The 19,570-nt window shown below is 34.0% G+C and carries 24 protein-coding genes, 1 tRNA gene and 2 pseudogenes; 7 read left to right on the top strand and 20 right to left on the bottom strand.

The features are described 5' to 3' along the window. Position 1: 1 nt before the first annotated feature. The 7 genes from GON26_RS20520 to GON26_RS20490 all read right to left on the bottom strand — a co-directional run bounded on the left by GON26_RS20520 (position 2) and on the right by GON26_RS20490 (position 5,352). Positions 2-664, bottom strand: coding sequence for a DUF6046 domain-containing protein (locus GON26_RS20520; RefSeq protein ID WP_160376642.1), 663 nt, complete (start codon positions 662-664; stop codon positions 2-4). Continuing rightward, the gene (locus GON26_RS20515; protein ID WP_160376641.1) at positions 664-2,085 is read right to left on the bottom strand and encodes a phage tail tape measure protein; all 1,422 of its coding nucleotides are present in this window, start codon (positions 2,083-2,085) and stop codon (positions 664-666) included. The genes GON26_RS20520 and GON26_RS20515 overlap by 1 nt, the downstream gene beginning before the upstream one ends. A 199-nt stretch (positions 2,086-2,284) precedes the next feature. Beyond that, on the bottom strand, positions 2,285-2,824 hold the full coding sequence (locus GON26_RS20510; RefSeq protein ID WP_160376640.1) for a hypothetical protein: 540 nt from the start codon (positions 2,822-2,824) through the stop codon (positions 2,285-2,287). Positions 2,825-2,882: 58 nt separating this feature from the next. Next, positions 2,883-3,290 (bottom strand): hypothetical protein, encoded by a 408-nt coding sequence (locus tag GON26_RS20505; RefSeq protein WP_160376639.1) that lies wholly within the window; start codon positions 3,288-3,290, stop codon positions 2,883-2,885. Between the two features lies 1 nt (position 3,291). Then, on the bottom strand, positions 3,292-4,467 hold the full coding sequence (locus GON26_RS20500; RefSeq protein WP_160376638.1) for a DUF2586 family protein: 1,176 nt from the start codon (positions 4,465-4,467) through the stop codon (positions 3,292-3,294). Beyond that, positions 4,464-4,949, bottom strand: a complete 486-nt coding sequence (locus GON26_RS20495) for a hypothetical protein (protein ID WP_160376637.1) — start codon at positions 4,947-4,949, stop codon at positions 4,464-4,466. The genes GON26_RS20500 and GON26_RS20495 overlap by 4 nt, the downstream gene beginning before the upstream one ends. Next, entirely contained in the window at positions 4,942-5,352 is a 411-nt protein-coding gene (locus GON26_RS20490; protein WP_160376636.1) for an N-acetylmuramoyl-L-alanine amidase, read from the bottom strand. The genes GON26_RS20495 and GON26_RS20490 overlap by 8 nt, the downstream gene beginning before the upstream one ends. A 227-nt stretch (positions 5,353-5,579) precedes the next feature. On the opposite strand from GON26_RS20490, the gene GON26_RS20485 reads away from it, so the two are divergent. Together GON26_RS20485 and GON26_RS20480 are read left to right on the top strand one after the other, a co-directional pair. Then, entirely contained in the window at positions 5,580-5,867 is a 288-nt protein-coding gene (locus tag GON26_RS20485) for an oxidase (protein ID WP_160376635.1), read from the top strand. A 98-nt stretch (positions 5,868-5,965) separates the two neighbouring features. After that, positions 5,966-6,481 carry a hypothetical protein gene (locus GON26_RS20480; RefSeq protein WP_160376634.1) on the top strand — a complete coding sequence of 172 codons (516 nt, stop codon included), beginning with the start codon at positions 5,966-5,968 and terminating at the stop codon, positions 6,479-6,481. Positions 6,482-6,507: 26 nt separating this feature from the next. Here GON26_RS20480 and GON26_RS20475 read toward each other — a convergent pair whose 3' ends face one another. The 7 genes from GON26_RS20475 to GON26_RS20445 all read right to left on the bottom strand — a co-directional run bounded on the left by GON26_RS20475 (position 6,508) and on the right by GON26_RS20445 (position 9,082). Further along, complete coding sequence (locus GON26_RS20475; RefSeq protein ID WP_160376633.1) at positions 6,508-6,735, bottom strand: hypothetical protein; 228 nt, start codon at positions 6,733-6,735, stop codon at positions 6,508-6,510. Positions 6,736-6,805: 70 nt separating this feature from the next. Continuing rightward, positions 6,806-7,141, bottom strand: a complete 336-nt coding sequence (locus GON26_RS20470) for a hypothetical protein (protein ID WP_160376632.1) — start codon at positions 7,139-7,141, stop codon at positions 6,806-6,808. 80 nt (positions 7,142-7,221) lie between these two features. Further along, positions 7,222-7,291 (bottom strand) — tRNA-Thr (locus GON26_RS20465). Positions 7,292-7,518: 227 nt separating this feature from the next. Continuing rightward, on the bottom strand, positions 7,519-7,719 hold the full coding sequence (locus tag GON26_RS20460; protein WP_160376631.1) for a hypothetical protein: 201 nt from the start codon (positions 7,717-7,719) through the stop codon (positions 7,519-7,521). A 123-nt stretch (positions 7,720-7,842) separates the two neighbouring features. Then, a complete protein-coding gene (locus GON26_RS20455) occupies positions 7,843-8,496 on the bottom strand; it encodes a DUF3164 family protein (RefSeq protein WP_160376630.1) in 654 nt (217 codons plus the stop codon). Between the two features lie 38 nt (positions 8,497-8,534). Then, positions 8,535-8,819, bottom strand: coding sequence for a hypothetical protein (locus GON26_RS20450; protein ID WP_160376629.1), 285 nt, complete (start codon positions 8,817-8,819; stop codon positions 8,535-8,537). 68 nt (positions 8,820-8,887) lie between these two features. Further along, complete coding sequence (locus GON26_RS20445) at positions 8,888-9,082, bottom strand: hypothetical protein (protein ID WP_160376628.1); 195 nt, start codon at positions 9,080-9,082, stop codon at positions 8,888-8,890. A 74-nt stretch (positions 9,083-9,156) separates the two neighbouring features. Here GON26_RS20445 and GON26_RS20440 point away from each other — a divergent pair, with 74 nt between their 5' ends. The 4 genes from GON26_RS20440 to GON26_RS20425 all read left to right on the top strand — a co-directional run bounded on the left by GON26_RS20440 (position 9,157) and on the right by GON26_RS20425 (position 12,031). Next, a complete protein-coding gene (locus GON26_RS20440) occupies positions 9,157-9,891 on the top strand; it encodes a S24 family peptidase (protein ID WP_160376627.1) in 735 nt (244 codons plus the stop codon). A gap of 90 nt (positions 9,892-9,981) precedes the next feature. Beyond that, positions 9,982-10,458 (top strand): OsmC family protein, encoded by a 477-nt coding sequence (locus tag GON26_RS20435; RefSeq protein ID WP_160376626.1) that lies wholly within the window; start codon positions 9,982-9,984, stop codon positions 10,456-10,458. A gap of 151 nt (positions 10,459-10,609) precedes the next feature. Further along, complete coding sequence (gene pth, locus GON26_RS20430) at positions 10,610-11,284, top strand: aminoacyl-tRNA hydrolase (RefSeq protein WP_160376625.1); 675 nt, start codon at positions 10,610-10,612, stop codon at positions 11,282-11,284. Between the two features lie 138 nt (positions 11,285-11,422). Continuing rightward, positions 11,423-12,031 (top strand): superoxide dismutase, encoded by a 609-nt coding sequence (locus GON26_RS20425; RefSeq protein ID WP_160376624.1) that lies wholly within the window; start codon positions 11,423-11,425, stop codon positions 12,029-12,031. 56 nt (positions 12,032-12,087) lie between these two features. On the opposite strand, the gene GON26_RS20420 is transcribed toward GON26_RS20425, so the two are convergent. Together GON26_RS20420 and GON26_RS20415 are read right to left on the bottom strand one after the other, a co-directional pair. After that, positions 12,088-12,606: a hypothetical protein gene (locus GON26_RS20420; protein WP_160376623.1), complete on the bottom strand. Its 519-nt coding sequence runs from the start codon at positions 12,604-12,606 to the stop codon at positions 12,088-12,090. A 105-nt stretch (positions 12,607-12,711) separates the two neighbouring features. Next, positions 12,712-13,944: pseudogene (locus GON26_RS20415) on the bottom strand (DUF5458 family protein); the annotation flags it as partial. Positions 13,945-13,949: 5 nt separating this feature from the next. On the opposite strand from GON26_RS20415, the pseudogene GON26_RS20410 reads away from it, so the two are divergent. Next, a pseudogene (locus GON26_RS20410) lies at positions 13,950-14,912 on the top strand (AAA family ATPase); the annotation flags it as partial. A 138-nt stretch (positions 14,913-15,050) separates the two neighbouring features. Here the strand turns inward: GON26_RS20410 and GON26_RS20405 are convergent. The 4 genes from GON26_RS20405 to GON26_RS20390 all read right to left on the bottom strand — a co-directional run bounded on the left by GON26_RS20405 (position 15,051) and on the right by GON26_RS20390 (position 19,188). After that, positions 15,051-16,889 (bottom strand): type VI secretion system baseplate subunit TssF, encoded by a 1,839-nt coding sequence (locus GON26_RS20405; protein WP_160376622.1) that lies wholly within the window; start codon positions 16,887-16,889, stop codon positions 15,051-15,053. 69 nt (positions 16,890-16,958) lie between these two features. Continuing rightward, a complete protein-coding gene (locus GON26_RS20400; RefSeq protein WP_160376621.1) occupies positions 16,959-17,390 on the bottom strand; it encodes a GPW/gp25 family protein in 432 nt (143 codons plus the stop codon). 10 nt (positions 17,391-17,400) lie between these two features. Next, positions 17,401-18,114 (bottom strand): hypothetical protein, encoded by a 714-nt coding sequence (locus GON26_RS20395; protein ID WP_160376620.1) that lies wholly within the window; start codon positions 18,112-18,114, stop codon positions 17,401-17,403. Between the two features lie 666 nt (positions 18,115-18,780). Further along, entirely contained in the window at positions 18,781-19,188 is a 408-nt protein-coding gene (locus GON26_RS20390; RefSeq protein ID WP_160376619.1) for a hypothetical protein, read from the bottom strand. Positions 19,189-19,570 lie beyond the last annotated feature (382 nt).

Below are 19,570 nucleotides of genomic sequence, written 5' to 3'. Positions count from 1 at the left end.
TTTATGTAGTTTTAAGATTTGTTAACTGTTCATTTTTTTCTGTCAGATCGGCAAAGAAATCCTGATCGCTCACTGCGGTAATGGTGTATTTTTGCATTCCCGCCTGACCTTGCATTTCCTCGAATTTAACATCTTTAAAAACAAGTTTTCTGATACCAAATAATTCAAAAAAAGGATCATTTACGATTGTCAGTGCATCATTTACTTCAAATAATTTGTTGATAGTTTTTACCTGTTCAGTAGGATAATCGTTAGGGTTTTCAGGGTCAATACAAATTCCTCGAATAGTGATCGCATAATCCTCTGTACATATATATTCCTTTACAGTTCCCTTTCGATGTTTTCCAACAGTAGCCGTTTCAACAATAGTTTTGGTAAGACCCAATGAAATTAAAGGTTCATTAGGTAATTCTATAGGTTCACTGCCAAGTGAGCTATGTTTTAAACTTACTTTTAAAAAATAGACGCCTCCTAAATATTTAGATTTTTCAATTGTATTTAAGGTAATTTTTTTTTTGCCTTTAAATTTTTTGCCAAATGAAAAATCTGGCTTTTTAATTTTTGTAGATTGTGAACTCAAATTCAGGATAAGTCCTGGATAAGGAGGCCCTACATAGTCATAAAAAGCGTTTGCTGTGATTTCTTTTATATTAAATTTTGCCATTATCCTTCTGTTTGCATTTGGTTAACACTATTCACGGCTCTTAGCAGCATTTCCTGTACTTTTTCGCCCAGATTGCTGATTCCTTTCTCGCTTGAATCCACGTAGATTTTGGTGTCATCCTGCAGTTTCTGAATGTTGATCATGATATTGGTAGCTTTTGCACCTCCAGAGACTATTGAGTCTGATTTACCGTTAGTTGGTTTTTCTGATTTTTCAATTTTTGGTTTTATAACTTCAGGTGTAGCTCCCATTATGCTATCTTTGATTTTAGATAGTTTGGAGAAATCTCCTTTTATTTCAAACTGGCTAAATTCCTTTGCGGCTTGTGCTAAAGCTTTTTTTGATTTATCACCACTATGGGCTATTGCTTTTGTTCGGGCAACAATATCATTGTTAAGCTGATTAATCATTTTTTTGTTTTCACTGCTATCGCCTAATCCCAGTGCTTCTTTAACCTTATACCAAGCTATTTTTAATCGGTCCATATTTATCATAAAACCATCGACCAGATTATTAAATTTGGATTTTGCCAGTTCCGTAAAACCTTCCCACAAAAGTTTTGCACCAGTAACAACGTGTTTCCAACTTTCGCCCCAACCACTTGTACAGCTCATTAAAACCCCAATTACGGTGATAAGTGCTACGACACCAATAACAATCCAGGTTATAGGCGAGAGTGCCATAACAGCATTAAAAGCAGCCATTATTCCTGTATGAATAGCTGTTGCATTTGCCCATAATAACCAGGCTCCGGCTAAAACCATAACCTCAGTAGCAAAAGGGCTAAGAACATCTAGCAACGTTTGTAATCCAATTGAAAACCAATCTACAACAAGTAAAACACCTGCTATCGCAAAGGCTAGTCCTTCCATAACAACCTTTACATCAAGAAAACTAAACGCAAGGTTTATAAAATCTTTTATGGATTTTAGGGCAGGTTCAATACTTGACCACAAATTTTTGAAAATAGCAATAACTTTAGGAAGAACTGCCATTAAAATCGCAAGTCCTTGGCTCAAAATATTTAGAACGGAGTTCAGAATTCCACTACCGCCGAGTGAAATTAAAAATTTTTCCCAGTTGTCATTTAAGTCTTTAAATTGATCTTTTAAGCCTCCTTCTATTCCACGTGACTCTTCGTATGTTGTTCGGGCTTCCAAAACTTTTTTTCCAAATTCTAAAATGGAATCAATGGAAAATGCGTCCGTAATTTTTTCTTTTATTTTGGAAAAACCAGAAGATAAAAAACCAATTTTTGCATGTGCTTTTTCGGCAACCTGATTGATGATATTTCCGGTATGAACAAAAGTGTTATTCAGAACTTGAACCTGATTGTTTGTAATGCCAATTGATTTAGCGACCATTTGTATAGGTGCACTGGCATTATCCTGCATGTTTAATATATAGTTTATAGGATTCATGATGTTGATTGAGAGTTTTCTTTTTCTTTGGTTCTAATAAAATGGAGATTCTGAACTTCTTCTGCCCAATCAGCATCACTTAACTTATGCGGTTTTGGAATGTGCATGTAGAATTTAAGGTAGGCATCAAACAATCGAATATCGAATTGTTCGGCGAGAGTAAAGGAAGAGGCGTCATCGGTATCGATGACCGCCTCTTTTAAAGCTTTTTTAGCGTTGCCACTTTTTTGTTCTGCAGTTTTTCGATGGCCTGATACAGCGGGAATCTTATGGCAGCATTTTCTTTGTCTGCAAAGGCTGCTGTTTTTTCAAGGCAAATCATTTCAAATAATTTTTCCTGCGTTACAAAAGGTTTTGATGAAGGGTTTTTCTTCTCTGCGATTTTAATGTCCTGGCGCGAAATTAATCTTACCGTACATTTTTCTTCGCCAATAATGATTACAGAATTCTTTCCTTCCGAAACAATTTCGGCATCATCAAAAATGAAAAAGTTGGCCAACTCTTTTCGGGCTGCAAAAAAATATTCATCATTGGTTTTGATTTCTTCGTCACCACCAATAAATAAATCGTTTAACATCACCTCGCCAAAAGCCATTTCACCATCTTTTTGCATGGCATTAAAAGCATGTCTGAAAGCGGTCATTTTAGGTTCTCGCAAATACGCTACCTTATCTTCTACGGGAAGTTCATAAATTTGTCCGTATTTTTCTTTCCACTCGTTAATTTGTTGTTGTTTCATTGTTTGTTATTTTTTTAACCAACCCAACTAACTAAGATTAGTTGGGTTGGCGGGGTTATTATTGTTGGAATTTAATGTCTAAGAAAGCAAGCGGCATTTCGACCACCATATTCTTATCTCCTTGTTTTATTGTTTTTTTAACTTCGGTAAATTCGCAACCTGTTAAAACATCCGTTACGGTATTTCCACCTTCAGAAGGAACGTAAGAAATGATGACGTCAAAAGTTACATCCAGAAGATCAGCGCTTGTAGCCATAGCTTCAAGTTCGCTTTGCCAGATCGAAATTTTTCCGTCAAAAGTTTTGTTTCCGCGTGTAATTTGGTGCGGTTTATTGCCACGTCCTCTTAAGGCTTCTTTTTCTTGTTTAACGGAATATTCTACTGCTGTTACTCCTTCAATAATTCTTCCTCCAATTGAGATTGATACGTCTGACCAAGAGTATTGTTTGCTGCTAAATGTGCTCATATTATTCTAAATTTGTTGTAAATCCGATATTTACTGTTATATAATCGCTGTATCCTACTGGTAATAATTGTAGGGTAATGTCAAGATTATTGGTTGATAAAACATTTTGATTTTCGTCGATAAAAGCTTTGGCTCCGGAAAGTTTTCCTTGTTGAACCATTAAGCCGTTAATTTGTTGTTCGACAGCATTTTGCCATGATTTAATGGTTGCAGGATGAATGGTTCCTTGTACAGATACCGGAATTTCATCTGATAATTCATCAACTAAAACATCATACGCAATCAGCACTGCCTCATCCATTACCAAACCTCTTGCTAAAGTGTTGAAGTCATCAGTAGCTGATGTTAAAGTAACATCGCTTGTAAAGAAATAACCGGAACGATTAGCAAAACTGCGTAAGAAGATGTAGCCTTTGTTATGAATAGCATCCCAGGCAGTATCTAATGATTCTGCTTTTAATCCGTTTGTAAAATAGGCGTTGAAGTTTTCGACAGGACCATCTTTTACACGAGAAATTTTACGTTGTGTAGGAATGCTTGCAATTCTTCCTAAAGCAAGACCAATAGCAGCTTCTTTTGAACCATCGGTGTTGGCTAATAAAATAGATACTTTATTGAAAGCAGCTGTAGAATAGTCTTTTAAGTCGGCAACAGTTCCTGAGAATTTATTTCCTGAAACAATAACACGTACAGGAAAGTATCTGCTTGCATAATCTTCGCTCAAAGCTTGTGAGTTAGCAACAGCAAGCGCTACATCAGCGTCTAATCCGTCAGTAATGGTTTCAGTTGTTCCTGATTTTTTAAGAATTCCTAAAATTCTGATTTTTCCAGACGCATCAGCTAAAAGCTTTTTTGCAAATGGTTTTGTAATATCTGCCATTTCTTCCATTTTCACGGTCGATAAAACAAGCATGAACCATAGTTCAGCTCCTTTTTTGGCTTCATCATAAAATGCTTTGATGTGCTGATAAGCAAAAGCATTGGTTCCGGTCTCTTCGATACCTAAATTAACCGCTTCATCAAGCGAAAAAATTTGATACGACTGACCTACAGTAACTTTACTTGTTCCTGTAACAGTAGCTCCAGTTAATACCACTCCGGGTACTTTTTGAATGTCTGATTGTAACAATCCTAGTCCTTTACTAGAGATGTTAAACTTTATATTTGGTAAACTCATACTATTTTAAAAAATTTAATTACATAACAAGTGGCAAATCCGAGTAAAAAAGCAAGCACGATATGAAATAAAGAATATCCTGTTTTTTCTTTGCTTTGAGTACTGCTGTTTTGAGTTTGCTTAGAACTCTCTTTTCGAAACTCTCTTTTTATTTTAGCGACGATGGCGAGACTGTCGCACGAAGCTGTAATAGAAATTGTATCGTGTACAATTTTAAATTTCACTTTTGCCTGACCGTTTTTTTGTTCATAGACAATAGGCGTAGAGTTGGTTTCGGGTTGATTTTTAATCGACTCTAAAGGGATTTTGATTTCTGTTTCTGCTCTTGGAGCGTACAGGGTGGTATCCTTAAAGACCACTACTTTTTCAGAGGTTATTTGTGTCTGATTATCTGTTTTGTGAGTTTCCTGCCGTGTTGTACGGCAGGAAATCAACAAACAACTAAACATAAACACTAATAACAAAAGTGTTTTTTTATACATTTTGATATTCTTTTTTAGCATCAAAACTCGGGCATGCTTTTTTGACGTTCGGAAAATCCCGGTGGCCCTGAATAATGGCTTTTGGAAATTTTTGCTTGAGTGCGGTAAGCAATTGCAACAAAGAAGCCTTTTGAGGAAGTGTTCGATTGTCTTGCGGAATGTTTTTTGGATCGACGCCACCAATGTAAGAGATATTGATGCTTTCGTGATTGAATCCTTTGACACCATTTGAAACCTGTTCTATAGGTAATAACGAAACGACTTCCCCGTCTGGCTTTACAATAAAGTGATAGCCTGGCATTTTCCAACCCAATTGTTTTTTCCAGTAGGTCTGTATGCTACTTATTGCTGTTTTTTGAGAGGTTGCTGTGCAATGCACGACTAAATACTTTATTGTTCTCATGTGTTTTTGTTGTTTTTGCGATTACGCTACTACTTGTTTTTTACTTTTTAATTTTCCGATACAAAAGCCGTTTTTGATTGTTTTGTTTGGCAAAGGTGCGGGCTTTTCAAAGCTTAAAAAAATAGTCCTCCAGCCTTTGTATGAGGTAAATACAAACATTGGTTAAACGGAATACAACACTTGAAAGCTAAATTTCATGCTAACTATCTAAAGGCGAAATTTGCCTTATGAATGATATACTATTAGACACAAACGGCGACCTAGGTTTCTCAAACGGAGATCTATTGATAGGGTTTTCAGAAAACCTGCATCAAGAACACATTTTGATAGCGAACAAAGGAGAGTATCGCGAATTTCCCGAATTGGGGGTCGGAATTCTTCAAATGTTAAACGACGACAATTACATGAGCGTTTTAATTGAAGCCAAAAAAAATCTGGAATACGATGGTATGAGGATTAATAATATTGAGCTCGATGAAGACGGCGAATTATTTGTCGATGGGAAATACATGTAAAGCTTCAAAATGAAACTGATTAATTATCCGAATCCTGTAAAGTAATAAGTTTTGGCTGATGCTTTACAGGATTCACAAAACTCTTAAAAACAAAAGAAATGACACCACACAACGAATTATTTGTAAAAATAAAACAGGCCCTGATTACCATTCCATCATTAGAACTGATAGATTTACAACGCAGGCAATTTTTGAATCCGGAAGTAGGAGATCCGGTTTTTTGGACCGCTGCCTTAATTGATGTAAAAAGTATTGCCTGGCAAAATTTATCCGAAGGAAATCAGGAAGGCGATTGCAAAGTTGAGGTTATATTGTATTGCAAAAAGGGTTGGGCAGAACAATTAAATGTAACCGTAGAAAGTGAAGATGAATTGGCTGAGTACGATTTGGTTCAGAAGATTTCTGAAAAAATACAACGTTTAAAAGGCGATTTATTTACTTCTTTATTATTAATAGATGAAAAAGCTATTACACAAAAAAGAGACAATGCAATCGAAGGCTATAAAGGGTACAGATTAACGTTTGATACCACAATTTGCAGATTACTGAGTCCTAATCCAGTTTATACCAAAAGACATTTGGATTTAACTATAGACATAAAAAAAACCTCCTAATCAGGAGGTTTTTCTGTTATTTTGAACTAGACAATTTTGTTTTGACCAGCGTTTCGTTTTGAGTCGGCTGGATTGTCTTTGTAAATCCCTTCGTAATTAATGATGGCATCGATTGTCCTGCTGGATAAAAATGATTTTTTAGCCACTTCATCAACAATAGCATCAATACGCCATTTCGGGTTTTTTGCCAGCAGTTCATAAAATTGTTTACGAACTAAGGCATTTCTTTCCTGCATTCTTTCTTTACGTGTCATAGGTTATGATTTATTGTGGGTATTTAATGATTTTTTTAAAGCCGTTTTTGGCATTTTAATGAGAGTCTTTTTAGGTTAATTTTTGATCAAGTCTGGTCTGAATGTACCGTAAGATGTTACGGTCATAATCAGATTGTGGCTGTTGGATAACTATAGAAATAAATTCTTCTAAATAATGCGCTTCGTGAAACTCCAGCGTAAAAGATATTTTTTTCCTCCCCGGAAAAACTTTATAATTTTCCTGGAATTCCAGATGTTTTTTGTTGCATTTTAACCTGACTTTGTCTAAGATGCTTTGGCTTACTTTTAAGGCTCTTGAATCATTGCTGAAAAGGCTTGCAAGCACCTGAAACGAATATACAAGAGTACTGAGTTGTTGGGGAGATAGCTTGAGTGTGATTTTCATTTAGACGTTTTTGGATTTGAGAATTTGGAGTTACATTTTTAATTATTTACAGATTTCAATTTCCTGAATCTGATTTTTTGCTCCCGATACAGGGTTCGAACCTGTATCTGCAACAAACAAGGCTGCATTCTGCCATTGAACTAATCGGGAGAACTTAGGTTAGGGTTTGAAGAGATCTTTGCAGATTGTTTTTATAAAAAAAAGAACCACCAGAATTACAAATACAACCAAAGGAAGTTCTACGGGTAGTAAAACCAATATCCAGCTTATATGGATTGTTTGCGTGATTTTTAAAAGAGATAAAACTAAGGTTGAAAAATGATAAAGGCTGTGGTTGCAGATTGAAGGGAATTATTTTTCATGTTTTCGAAATTAAATTAATCCTTATAAGTGGCTTTAGTGTGTTTTCTGAATTTGAAATTGTTGATAATGAGCTTTTCATAATTCCGAAAAGCTCTTATCTCTTTGGGCGATAAAGGGTGCTGGCAGGTCCAGTTGTTTGCGGCATCTTTTTGAATTATATGACCGTTAACTTCGTATTGTTGGTGATCGATTACAGGTTTTATTTCTACGTTCATTCTGTCGTTGTTTATAGTTGATTTTTACTTTAAATTGTATCCACGCCCAATAGGTTATTATGGGCTTTCGGTTTGTAGCAATTAATAATGCTGTTAAGAGAAAAATGGTGCTGGCGTAAGGATTCATAGACTTGAAAAGTTTAAGCTGATACTTTGCCAGCGGCCATTTTCATCTTTTTGTTTGAACTCATATCCATAGCCTTTCAGGTGGTTCGAAAACGATTCTTTTATCAGCCGTAATCCTTCTTTCCATTGCGTATCATCAAACTTGTCTTCATGTTTGTAAAGGTCCATTACGCGGCTGTATTCGAGGTCTCCTTTGGCATTTCTTTCTAAAAAGCTCAATAAAATTTCATGGAGTTTTACATCTCTTTTTTTGATGGTATCTGTCAGGAAGTCCTTAATTAAGGCGATAGCTTTGGCACTGCGTTCGTCCCAGACAGGTTCTGTATCACGACGACGTTTGATTTTCATACTGTCATCAGAATCACAAATGGAGAAACCTCCTTTCGAATTGCTTCGGATTCGCCCATATTCTGACAATTTCAGTGCCTGTTCATCCATTTGATTGTGACACAATTGCTTGAAGTTTTCGAGTTCTACAGATAGTTTCGTCGCTTTTGCGATTATGGTTGCTATTTTTTTGTTTCGGCTATTTTCATAAGCTTGTTTTTCGATTTCGAGTTGCTTCATTTCAGCAGCTTTTCTTGATTTTAAAAGATTTTCCAGTTCAATTGTTGAAAGTTGGTTTACGGTTGCGTTTATTGTTTGGATCATAATTTTTTTTTTAGATATTTCAGGTTTCAGGTTTTAATTTATGCTTCGAAGCTTTTTAATTCCGGTTTCCAGTTGGTATCTGCTATTTTCTGAATATTAAATCTGATTTTTGCATTGAGTTCAGGCGGACAAGTGTAGTTACGAACCAAGGCAGGCGGCGTTTCGTAATTGAGTTGCGAAAGCAATGAGCCACGTTCCTGATTGATTAAAATGCGTTCTGAAAGGCTAAAAGCAGGTAATTGATCTTTGCTTTTGCGGTGTGAGCAATAGGCTAAAACACTGCACAGATCTTCAAGTCGGGTAATAATGTTTTCTGTTGTCATAATTAGTTTAGGTTTTTAAGATTTTTAAATTTTAAGGTTTTTATTATTTGGACTTTTGGGAATTGCTATTAAAGACCGTTAAGTGTTTTTGAAATTTCTTTTTCCATTAGTTTATAATCGGTCTTAATTTTGGCAGAAGTCTCACTCTCACGATCACCAGAGAGGCTCATTGTGATGTATCTTTTAGAGACTCCATATTTTTGTAATAATCGTTTCAGGATTTCTGTGTTGTAATTATTTTTCTTTTTTGTAGGTTTGTTCATTGCTTATGTAGTTCTTGATTCGAGAACAAATATAGATAAAATTATATCTAATATCCAAATTTCAAGATAGAAAAATGACTAAAATTAAAGAAAGAGTACTTCAAGTGTCTGATTATTATAAAGTTAAGAAAGAAAAATTCTTTGAGGAATTGAAGCTTTCCTATGCGAATTTCAAAGGAATTCAGAAAAATTCAGCTTTAAGTTCAGATGCTATAGATATAATTTTATCCAAATACCCGAATATTTCAGCAGAGTGGTTAGTCACTGGAAGAGGATCAATGTTAAAAGAGAATTTACTATATCACCCTTCCAGTTCGACAGAAAACAGGGTAGCTGACCCAGCGATGAATGTTTTCAAATTAAAAACAGATCAGATAATGATGAAGCAGGCAGTGCCTCTTTATGATATTCAGGCATCAGCATCAATTGTTTCTTTGTTTCGGGATTCAAATTCTGAGAAACCGGTTGATCATATCTCTATTCCGAATTTGCCAAAATGTGATGGCGCTATTTATGTTAGCGGTGATAGTATGTATCCGCTTTTGAAGTCGGGAGATATTATTATGTATAAAAAATTAAGCAGCAGTATTGATAATATTTTCTGGGGAGAAATGTATCTTGTTTCTTTAGTGAATGATGATGGAGACGAGTTTGTAATGGTAAAATGGGTTCAGAAATCTGAAAAAGGAGAAAATTATATTAAATTGGTATCAGAAAACAGACATCACCAGCCAAAAGATTTTCATTTAAAGAATATTAAGGGTTTGGCGTTGATTAAAGCGAGTGTTAGAGTCAATTCAATGTATTAGTTTTAATCTCTCTTTCAATAAAATAATTAAAGAATTATTAGACTTCTGTAATTTTAAGAAAAATGATTAATCGCTAAACTAAAGCTAAGAATGGCATTCAAACATTTCTTTAAAGCAAAAGCAAAATGGACTTCAAACCAAAATCCAATTGCTTCAACAGAAAGATTCTACAGCAAAAGCCATCAAATTCAAATAGAAGGGAAACCTGTTTTGGATGTTTCGGCAGCAAAAGCTTTTAAGGGAAATCCTGAATTATACAATCCCGAAGATTTACTGTTGAGCAGTGTGGTTTCGTGTCACATGATGTCTTATTTATATGTCTGTGCTCAGCACAATATAGAAGTTCTGGAATATTCAGACGAGGCAGTGGCAACTCTGGAAGTTTTTGCAGACGGGAGCGGTCGTTTTACAGAAGTACAGCTGAATCCGAGAGTGGTAATTTCAAATCCGGATAAAATTCAGCAAGCTTTAGATCTACATAAAAATGCAAATCAATTGTGCTTCATAGCTAACTCCTGCAATTTCCCCGTTTTGCATCATGCCACCTGTGAAATTGCTAAATCATAAATTAAAATCCAAAATATAAAAATCCAAATTCCAATAGAAGTATAATCCTGAAATTTGGAATTTTTAAATATTTGGAATTTAAATTTTAATTGTAAAAGACATTTTTTTTCAGGCAATAGGTCAATTATCGAATTAACCTTATTTTTGTAACATGATAAAATGGATAGAAAAGCTGTTTTCATCAACAAAAAAAGAAGAGAACACAGACAATATGAAACCGGAGGTTCACGAACACCAAAAAAACCATATAATAAGCGTGAGTAAAAAATATTTAATCGTAGGACTAGGTAACATCGGAGCCGAATACGTAAATACAAGACATAACATCGGATTTAAGGTGCTGGATTTTTTAGCCAGAAAAGAAGGTATAACTTTCGAAACAGCAAAATTAGGAGCTGTGGCCGAATATAAATTCAAAGGAAGAACTTTTTTCTTGCTAAAGCCAAACACTTATATGAACTTGAGTGGTAAAGCCGTAAAATATTGGATGGACAAAGAAAATATTCCGTTAGAGAATATTTTAGTTATTACGGATGACTTAAATCTGTCTTTCGGAACTATTAGAATCAAACCAAAAGGAAGCGACGGTGGCCATAACGGACTGAAAAATATTAATTTGGTTTTGAATACCCAACAGTATACCCGTTTCAGATTTGGAATCAGTGATCAGTTCAAAAAAGGCCAGCAAGTAGATTATGTTTTAGGCGATTGGGATGCCGAAGAAAATGCAAAATTACCGGAGCGTTTAGAAGTTGCTTCAGAAATTATCAAATCATTTGGAACAGCCGGATTAGAAAATACAATGACTACTTTTAACGGAAAATAAAGATTTACAGATAATTAAGTCGTAAATTAGCAAATTATCAATTAATTAAATTCAATTATAACTAAATAGTATTTTCTATTCCAAAGTTAAATGTATAAATTTGGATAAATTATTATAAATCATAAAATCATAAATATCATGGCTTTTGAATTACCACAATTACCTTATGCATATGATGCATTAGAACCACATATTGATGCACGTACAATGGAAATTCACCATTCAAAACATCATAATGCTTACACTACAAATCTTAATGCAGCTATTGCAGGAACAGATTTAGAAGGAAAAACTATCGAGAACATCTTAATCAACTTAGATAAAGGAAATGCTGCAGTTCGTAACAATGGTGGAGGTTTTTACAACCACAATCTGTTCTGGACAGTAATGACTCCAAACGGAGGCGGATTACCAACAGGAGATTTATTGGCTGCAATCGAAGCTTCTTTTGGAACTTTCGAAGAGTTTAAAGCAAAATTTGCTAAAGCCGGAGCAACACAATTTGGTTCAGGATGGGCTTGGTTATGTGTTCACAAAGGTGGAAAATTAGATGTTTGCGGAACTCCAAATCAAGACAACCCATTAATGCCAGAAGTTGGTTGCGGTGGAACTCCAATCTTAGGAATGGATGTTTGGGAGCATGCTTACTACTTAAACTACCAAAACAGAAGACCTGATTATATCGAAGCTTTCTTCAGTGTAATCAACTGGACAGAAGTTGCAAGAAGATTTGCTTTAGACAAATAATCTTCTTTTCTATAAAACAAAACCCGATTAGTTCGTAATGAATTAATCGGGTTTTTTTATTTAATCTTGTAATATTTCAAACAAGCCAAATAGTTTTTCAAAGTAATATTATCGGTATCAGTTGGGCTAAAATCATAATCCTTTTCGAGGGTAAAAAGTTTTATTTTATTGATTTTATTAGCGTTTATTTTTTTAATGTCTTTTTTAGAAAGTTGCAAAGCGGCAGTTCCATCACAATTCACTTTAAATTTATTTTTTAAAACATATAGATCGCCATTTTCGAAATAGAGTTCCAATGGCTGCTTTTGTTTGACACAAACATTATCGGTGAAAATTTTAAAATAGAGGAAAATTTTACGTTTTCTTTTTCCGAGCTGTAGTGCGGCATATTCATAATCTTCATTAAAAACACGCAATAAAATAGGGCGCGTACTGGCAAAATGTTTTCCTTTTAAAAGAAAATCATTTTGAAAAAGATTACAATTTATAGTATCTAAAGGCGTTTTCTTTTGTGCATTTAGAGTACTGGAAAAAGTGATAAAAAGGATTAAAAGTAAAATTTTAAATAGCCTCATGAGTTTGAATTATTTGGTTTGACCATTCAACAGATCAATATTATTTTTATAAAAAAAGGAAACAGATTTGGAGCTGATGTTTCCTTTTTTGTTTTTTTGAACAGTTTATTTTTGTTCGTAATCAGTATCCCATTCTGTGCCGTCATCCCCTTTTTGACCGTCCATTTTGATAAGGAAGTTTTTTGCAGGGAAATAAGGTTTCATGTGAATATCAACATAAATTCTATCCTTTTGGATAGGATCTTGCTCAAAACGACGAATTTCGAAATTCTCGATTAATTTGTCCGGACCAGTAATTCCGTCAAGGAAACTTACAATCTGACCCATGATTTCTTTACGTGTTTTAGCAGTAAAGTTTTCGAAAGCACGACGGTTCAAGAAATCCATCAAAACTTTAGTCACATAATCAAATACACGAACTACAGAATACGTTTGTAAACCTAGGTTATCACCGCTAAAAAGTGTTTTAGCCGAGAACGCCATCACTTTTCCGTACTCGTTTACCATTGGCACAAGCCCCATGTTTTCAAGATTGGCGATTTCACTTTTCTTAAGGTCAAATTTCACTCCGTCAACTTCGTTGATTCCACCAAATTTTTTACCCGCAGTAACTTGCGACATCAATGTTTTGTAGATTTTTCCAGCAAGAGCCGCAGAAGGCGCAACGTATAAATCGTCCGTTTCTTCGATTTGCTCAAATCTTCCACGACCTACCAACCAGTTACAAGTCATCAATACGTTAGAACGATAAACTTCTCCACCAGTTAAGTAAGCTGCATCAAACATTTCCATTACATCATCCGGTTCATCTAAATGTTCGAAATCTGTCACCAACATTACTTTGTTTTCGTGTGCAATTTTCGCCCATTTCTCAACAACTTTATTAGAACCTAAATAACCTGGAATAACCAAAATTCCGTAGTTGTTTTTTAGGTCTAAACGATCGTAGTTGTCAACCAATTCGGCATGAATAGCATCGATAAAACGAGTATTGTCAAGATCTTTTAACTGCTCTAAATCAGCATTTACAATCGTAAGATTTTTTACTTTATCCGTTTCAGTATTTTTAAAGAACAAAGCAATAGTTCTGTAAGCCGCTTCTATTTCTCTTGTTTCTTCAACCGCTTTTGCTAAGTTTTTCTTCAATAATGCTTCAGATTCTTTGCTTTTATCTTCGCATTGCGCCACCATATCGGTAATCGCTTCGTTGTTGTTTAAAACAGAAACCCATAATTCCAGCGTTTTCATCAATATTTCTCTTTCTTTGGCTTTGTTTGCTTCGCCTAAAAAGATTTTTCTTCTCGCTTTTCTGTCAGGATTCAAGTTTTGAGTTCCTTCGAGGAATTCCTGCAGGAAAATTAAAAGAAGAAGAAAAACAAAAATTGAATACTATTGAAGATGTTTTGAGCCGAAGGGTTATTGGTCAGGATCATTGTATTGCCACTATTGCGGGTTCTATTTTAGAATCGCGTTCTGGATTGAGCAAAGCGGGTCAGCCAATTGCATCGTTCTTTTTTCTTGGGCCAACAGGAACAGGAAAAACAGAATTGGCCAAAAGTCTGGCAGAATTTCTTTTTCAGGACGAAAATGCAATTATTCGTTTTGATATGTCAGAGTTTAAAGAAGAGCATTCGGCAGCTTTACTTTACGGAGCGCCTCCTGGATATGTGGGTTATGAAGAAGGTGGTTTGTTGGTAAATAAAATTCGTCAAAAACCCTATTCGATTGTTTTGTTTGACGAAATCGAAAAAGCGCATACCTCTGTTTATGATGTCTTTTTGCAAATTATGGACGAAGGAAAATTGCATGACAGGCTAGGGAAGGAAGGTGATTTTTCTAACGCAATTATTTTATTTACTTCGAATATTGGAGCCGACCATATTGTAGAAACCTTCAACAGCGGATTGATACCAACGTCAACTTCTTTGATGGAAATTATGGCGCGTTTCTTCAGACCAGAATTTTTAGGAAGGTTAACCGAAATTATTCCGTTTGCGCCAATTAGCAAGCAGAATGCCCTGAAAATTTTTGAAGTTCACCTGAAAAAAGAATTCATGGACTTGCTGAAAAACATCAATATAAAAGTCGAAATTCCGATGGAAGCCAAGTTATACTTAGCCGAAAACGGATACAATGCCAAATACGGAGCAAGACCAATAAAAAGTATTATCAGAAGTCACCTGAGGAGACCTTTGGCTAAAAAAATTATTTCTGGCGAAGTAAAAGACGGTGACACCATGACTGTTTTTATTGAAGACGGAGAAGTAAAATGGGTACACGCTGAGGTTGAATCTGAGAAAGTTTAATTTTTATTTAAAAAGTTTGTCATTTCATAGAAATCCTAGTAAAGTAATGCTACAAAGCAAATTTCAGTAGCGGCTTGAGATTCCTACGGAATGACAAACTTTGCGTTTAAAGAATCACAAAAACTTTGCGTTGAATCTTCACTCCATAATCAAACGATACGGAAAAACATTTGAGGAGCGTTGTTGTAAGTTTTTCATAAAACTATCGCATAAATATTCCCATTCGCTATCCGATAAATGTTTTCTTTCTTCGGGATTTGTTTTTAAAAAGATATCAACCGTTCTGCTAAATCCTGCTTTGGTAGAGATTTCTTTACGGGTTCCTTTTTCGATTTTAATTTCAGCAATACTACTTTTAAAATGATTAAAACCAAAAGCTTTAATGTCGGCAAAAGTTACAATTCTGCCCCTTGTAAGCAAGGCATTTCGATAAGCAAGAATTCGGTCTTTGTTGCTTTGTTTGTTTACACCACCAACGGTATTGGTAACCAAAACTGCATTTGTAGAGACAAAAGCCAAATCAGCCCCAGCATCTAAATAAGTTCCGGCTTTGATATCATTTCCCTGTTCGGCACAAGTTGACCAATAAGTAATAGTGAAATTTTTACCAAAAGCCTCGTCTAATCTTGGACGAATCATGATGTAGGGTGCGCTACTTTTGGTAAAATTACTTTCTTTAGCCTGCTGTTCTACCGATGCTAAAAGCTGATTGATTTCGACCAGAGCGCTATTCATAAAATCTTTTCCTAAACCAGCGAATGAAGAACTTTCGTCTTTTAATAAATCGAGTACATTTTGCAACAACTCGGAGGCCGTTCTGGAGTCGAATCTTGACACACCGCCTGATCTTAAAGCAGCATTTCCTTCTTCGATAACACTACCATCCTGGAATTCTTTTATTTCGTAATGACGATTGATAGGGTCAACAACAGCATCGAGATCCAGAAAAACATCATTACCTGTTTCTAACGGAACGTAGGATAAGAAGTTTCCAAAAGTGCGAGAAAGTGTATGAAGTGCTTTATTGATTACGGGAAAGCAGTTTGTGGTAAAACTTACATTATCAAGTATTTCAGGGACTAGCGATTCTGGAAAAATAAATTTAAGCCAGATAATTTTGTTCTGATTGTCTTTTGTTATTTCTTCAAAAGCGCTGTATTTCGCACTATAATCGGTAATTTTTTTATGCTGAATTGTTCCTTTTAAAGTATAAAAGTTATTAAAATAAAATTCGTTTACTTCTTGAGAAATTTCGCTTAGGTGCGTATAATTTCGATTGATAATATTCTCGATATCCAAGGAATTTACGGGAACATTGTAGCCTTCCTGTACCTGAATTTCTACATCATCATGAAAACATTTCATTTGTTTTAAATAATAATGAAAAATTTCTTTTTGATGCGTATTTTTAATATCAATGTAGATTTGTAAATCTTCAACTTCGGTTACATTTTGGTTCAATAATTCGACACAAAGAATAACTTCGCCGGAAGGCAATGTCTGATTGTAATTTCGAACGGTATCTTTATAAAAAACATTGTTTATTTCGAATAAATTTCGTTCGAAAGCTACATATTTTATAGAGCTTGAAGATAATTTAACTTCAAGTGTTGGCGATAAAATTACGTTTTTGAAAATAGGCTGCAAAGGATTGTAGATATTATGTATTCTACGGCTTACGCTTAATTGATTTTTGAGCGAAACATGTGCGTTATTCTCTATCGGAATAGCATGTACAATCGCTCTTGTAGGTTTTGCCCCAGAGTTTACCTCAGGAAACATGATTTCGAGCACTCGTTCTACCACACGGGTTTTAGAATCTTCGAGTTCGTGGGCTACTTTTTCTAACTCATACGATACCGCATTCAGTAACATTCCGACTATTGGGTCAAAAGAGGTTTCCATTTCAACATCTGTAAAACCCCATGCTCTGGCGGCTCTTTTTAGCACTCTGTCTTTTATTCTTTCTTGTCTCATAAATCGTTCTCTCTTGTTAATTTTTTTATTTAGATTAAAGGATTATGTCATCCTAAAAATCAATTTTTATTATCGGTAAGACAATGGTCCTACAAAAAAGTAACCGCTAAAATCAAAAGGTCTGTTGGTGCTTTTTACGGTTGCTTCAATCCTAATATCAACTCTTTTTTTGGCTCTTTTTACATTCTGAATGCTAAATTTTATTTCAGACAATTCTACTTTTATTTCGTTGACCTTAATTCGGTTTTCGTGCAACAAAAGCGATTGTTTCATGGTTTTCGAAATGATTTCTTTGAGTGTATTTTCGTTCATCAATAAATCAAAATCTATTTCCCAGATTTTCGAACCAAAGTTCTCATCAAACTTACATTCGCCAAAAGTGGTGGTCGCCAGCAAAATAATTTGTTGCGCAATAGAATGCTCCAAAGAAGTTTTTTCGAGTTCTTTCTTTTGAAGAATTTCATTAAAATTTATAGGAAGTTTATAAAAAGCACCTTTCATGTTTCTGAATTTACAAGTAAATTAATTTGTCTATTTTTCCGTCTTTGTTTGTCTCTATGGCTTTCGAAACTTTTTTACGTTTCACAACTTGGAGTTTCACTTTTGGAGTTAGTTTCAGCATTTTTTCGCGATACAAAATATCACCAATAAAGCGTTGTCCTTTTTTTTCATCTACAATTACAAAATAGCTCACATCTTTCTGAATTTCGAGTGTATTAATGTCACCCGCAAAAAGCTGAATCGTTTGTCTGTCTTTCTGAAAGGTATAAGTCAGTTCTTCTACATTTAGTTTTCGGTATTTCGAAATATCAAAAGTTTCTAATTCCTGATGTAAAGGTTCGAACGGAATATTCTCGAAAAGGAAGTTTTTAGGCGAAAGAAACGTTAATCCCAAAAAGCTCCAAAGGCCTTTTTTGGTTTTCTGTTCTTTAAAAACAAAGGTATCACGCGTTACTTTATACACTTCGGTTTCGTTTGTTTTGTCATCTGTCACCAGCATTTGATAAGTTGGAATACTTATAACTGATGGTGCTTCATCACTTTTATTGTGGGTATTGAGGTTTACCGTTCCTACTTCCTGCTCAGAAATAGTGATGGTTATCGTATGATGACGTAAAGCCGAGTCGGTACGAACAATGACTTTTCCTTCTCCGTGTCCTGAATAAAATACGGAACCATCATTGTCGGTAAGTCCTAAAGAAAGATTTAATTCTGGTAATGGCATTGGTTATGGTATGTTTTTAATTATTTATAAATATAAGAAAAAACATATATAAAAGTAGTAAAATACTTAAAAAAATTAAAAGAAGGCTTTTGTTTTTCGGATTGTTTAATGTTTTAAAAGTTAAGTTTATTTTTAAATTGGATTGTTGTCGCAGTTTGAATATTCAAAGCTTTGTTGCCTGTTTTTAATGGACTTATAGAATAAATAATAAGGGGAATATCAATATTGAAAATTTTATTACTTTTTTTCGATTTCCTCCCTGTATAGTCTATTCACCACATAAAAAGAGAAACATAATTCAAGTATAAAATAGGATAAGATGATTATTATTGAAGAAATATCAAATCGGTCAGGTCTATTAAACATATTATATTGTATAATTGAATTTAAATAAAATTGCTGTAAACAATTACCAAAAACGAGAAACATTATGATGTACTTAAAATCAAGTTTTATTCGTTTTTCAATAGACACTAAAATAAGAATCAAAAGGTAAATTATAAATGTTATAAAATAAGCCACAAAGAAGATAATTCCATTTCCAGGTGTACTACTCTTTTCTGTTTCTAAAACGTTTGATTTTGCTACAACAATAAACAAAACCAATGAATGAATGATGAACATTAATAAACCTATGTATACTGATTTTTTCATTAATACTTTAGTCTAATCATCATCTGATTTATACAATCTATTGACCACATAAAAAGTCAAAATCAATTCAAATATAAAATACAATAAGATAATTATTTTTGATGAAGTATTAAACCATTCTGGTTTTGTAAAAAAACGATATTGATAAACCAAATTAATATAAAATTCTAAAAGGCAATTTCCAAAAACTAAGAACAACATTACTTTTTTATAAGATGTTTTCATTTGATACTCCAGAATAATCAGTATTATCGAAACAATATATATTATAATCGATATAGAAAATGCAATTGCTGAATATAATCCACGATCTAGTCCTTGATAATATTCTGGAATATTAGTATTTCTAGTAAAGAAGCCCATCAAAATAAAAGAATGTATAATGAACATTAAAAACCCGATGTATATTATTTTTTTCATTAGAATTTAATCGTCTTCTGATTTATACAATCTATTGACCACATAAAAAGTCAAACCTAATTCAAATACAAAATATAGTAGTATGGTTGTTATTGACGAGGTAGTGAATGATTTTGAATCATTAAACAATTTGTATTCAAAAAAAGATATCCAATAAGAAAGAAATAAACAATGTAAAAACAATAAAATTAGAATTAAGATTTTAAAAGAACCATGTTTATATCTCTCAATTAATATCAGTATCAAAATAATAAAATAATAAAATACTGTAAAAAAAAAAATTCTATAACTATTCCCATAGTACTTCCAGATGTATTATCTGACATATAATAGTCTAATCTTGAAAAAGAGCCTCCAAAAAATAAAAATTAAATGAAGAGCT

This window comes from Flavobacterium hydrocarbonoxydans, assembly GCF_009789235.1.
GTDB classification, from domain to species: Bacteria; Bacteroidota; Bacteroidia; order Flavobacteriales; family Flavobacteriaceae; genus Flavobacterium; species Flavobacterium hydrocarbonoxydans.
The sequence above is the reverse complement of the archived record's forward strand: the minus strand, read 5'-3'. Positions and strand labels throughout refer to the sequence as shown.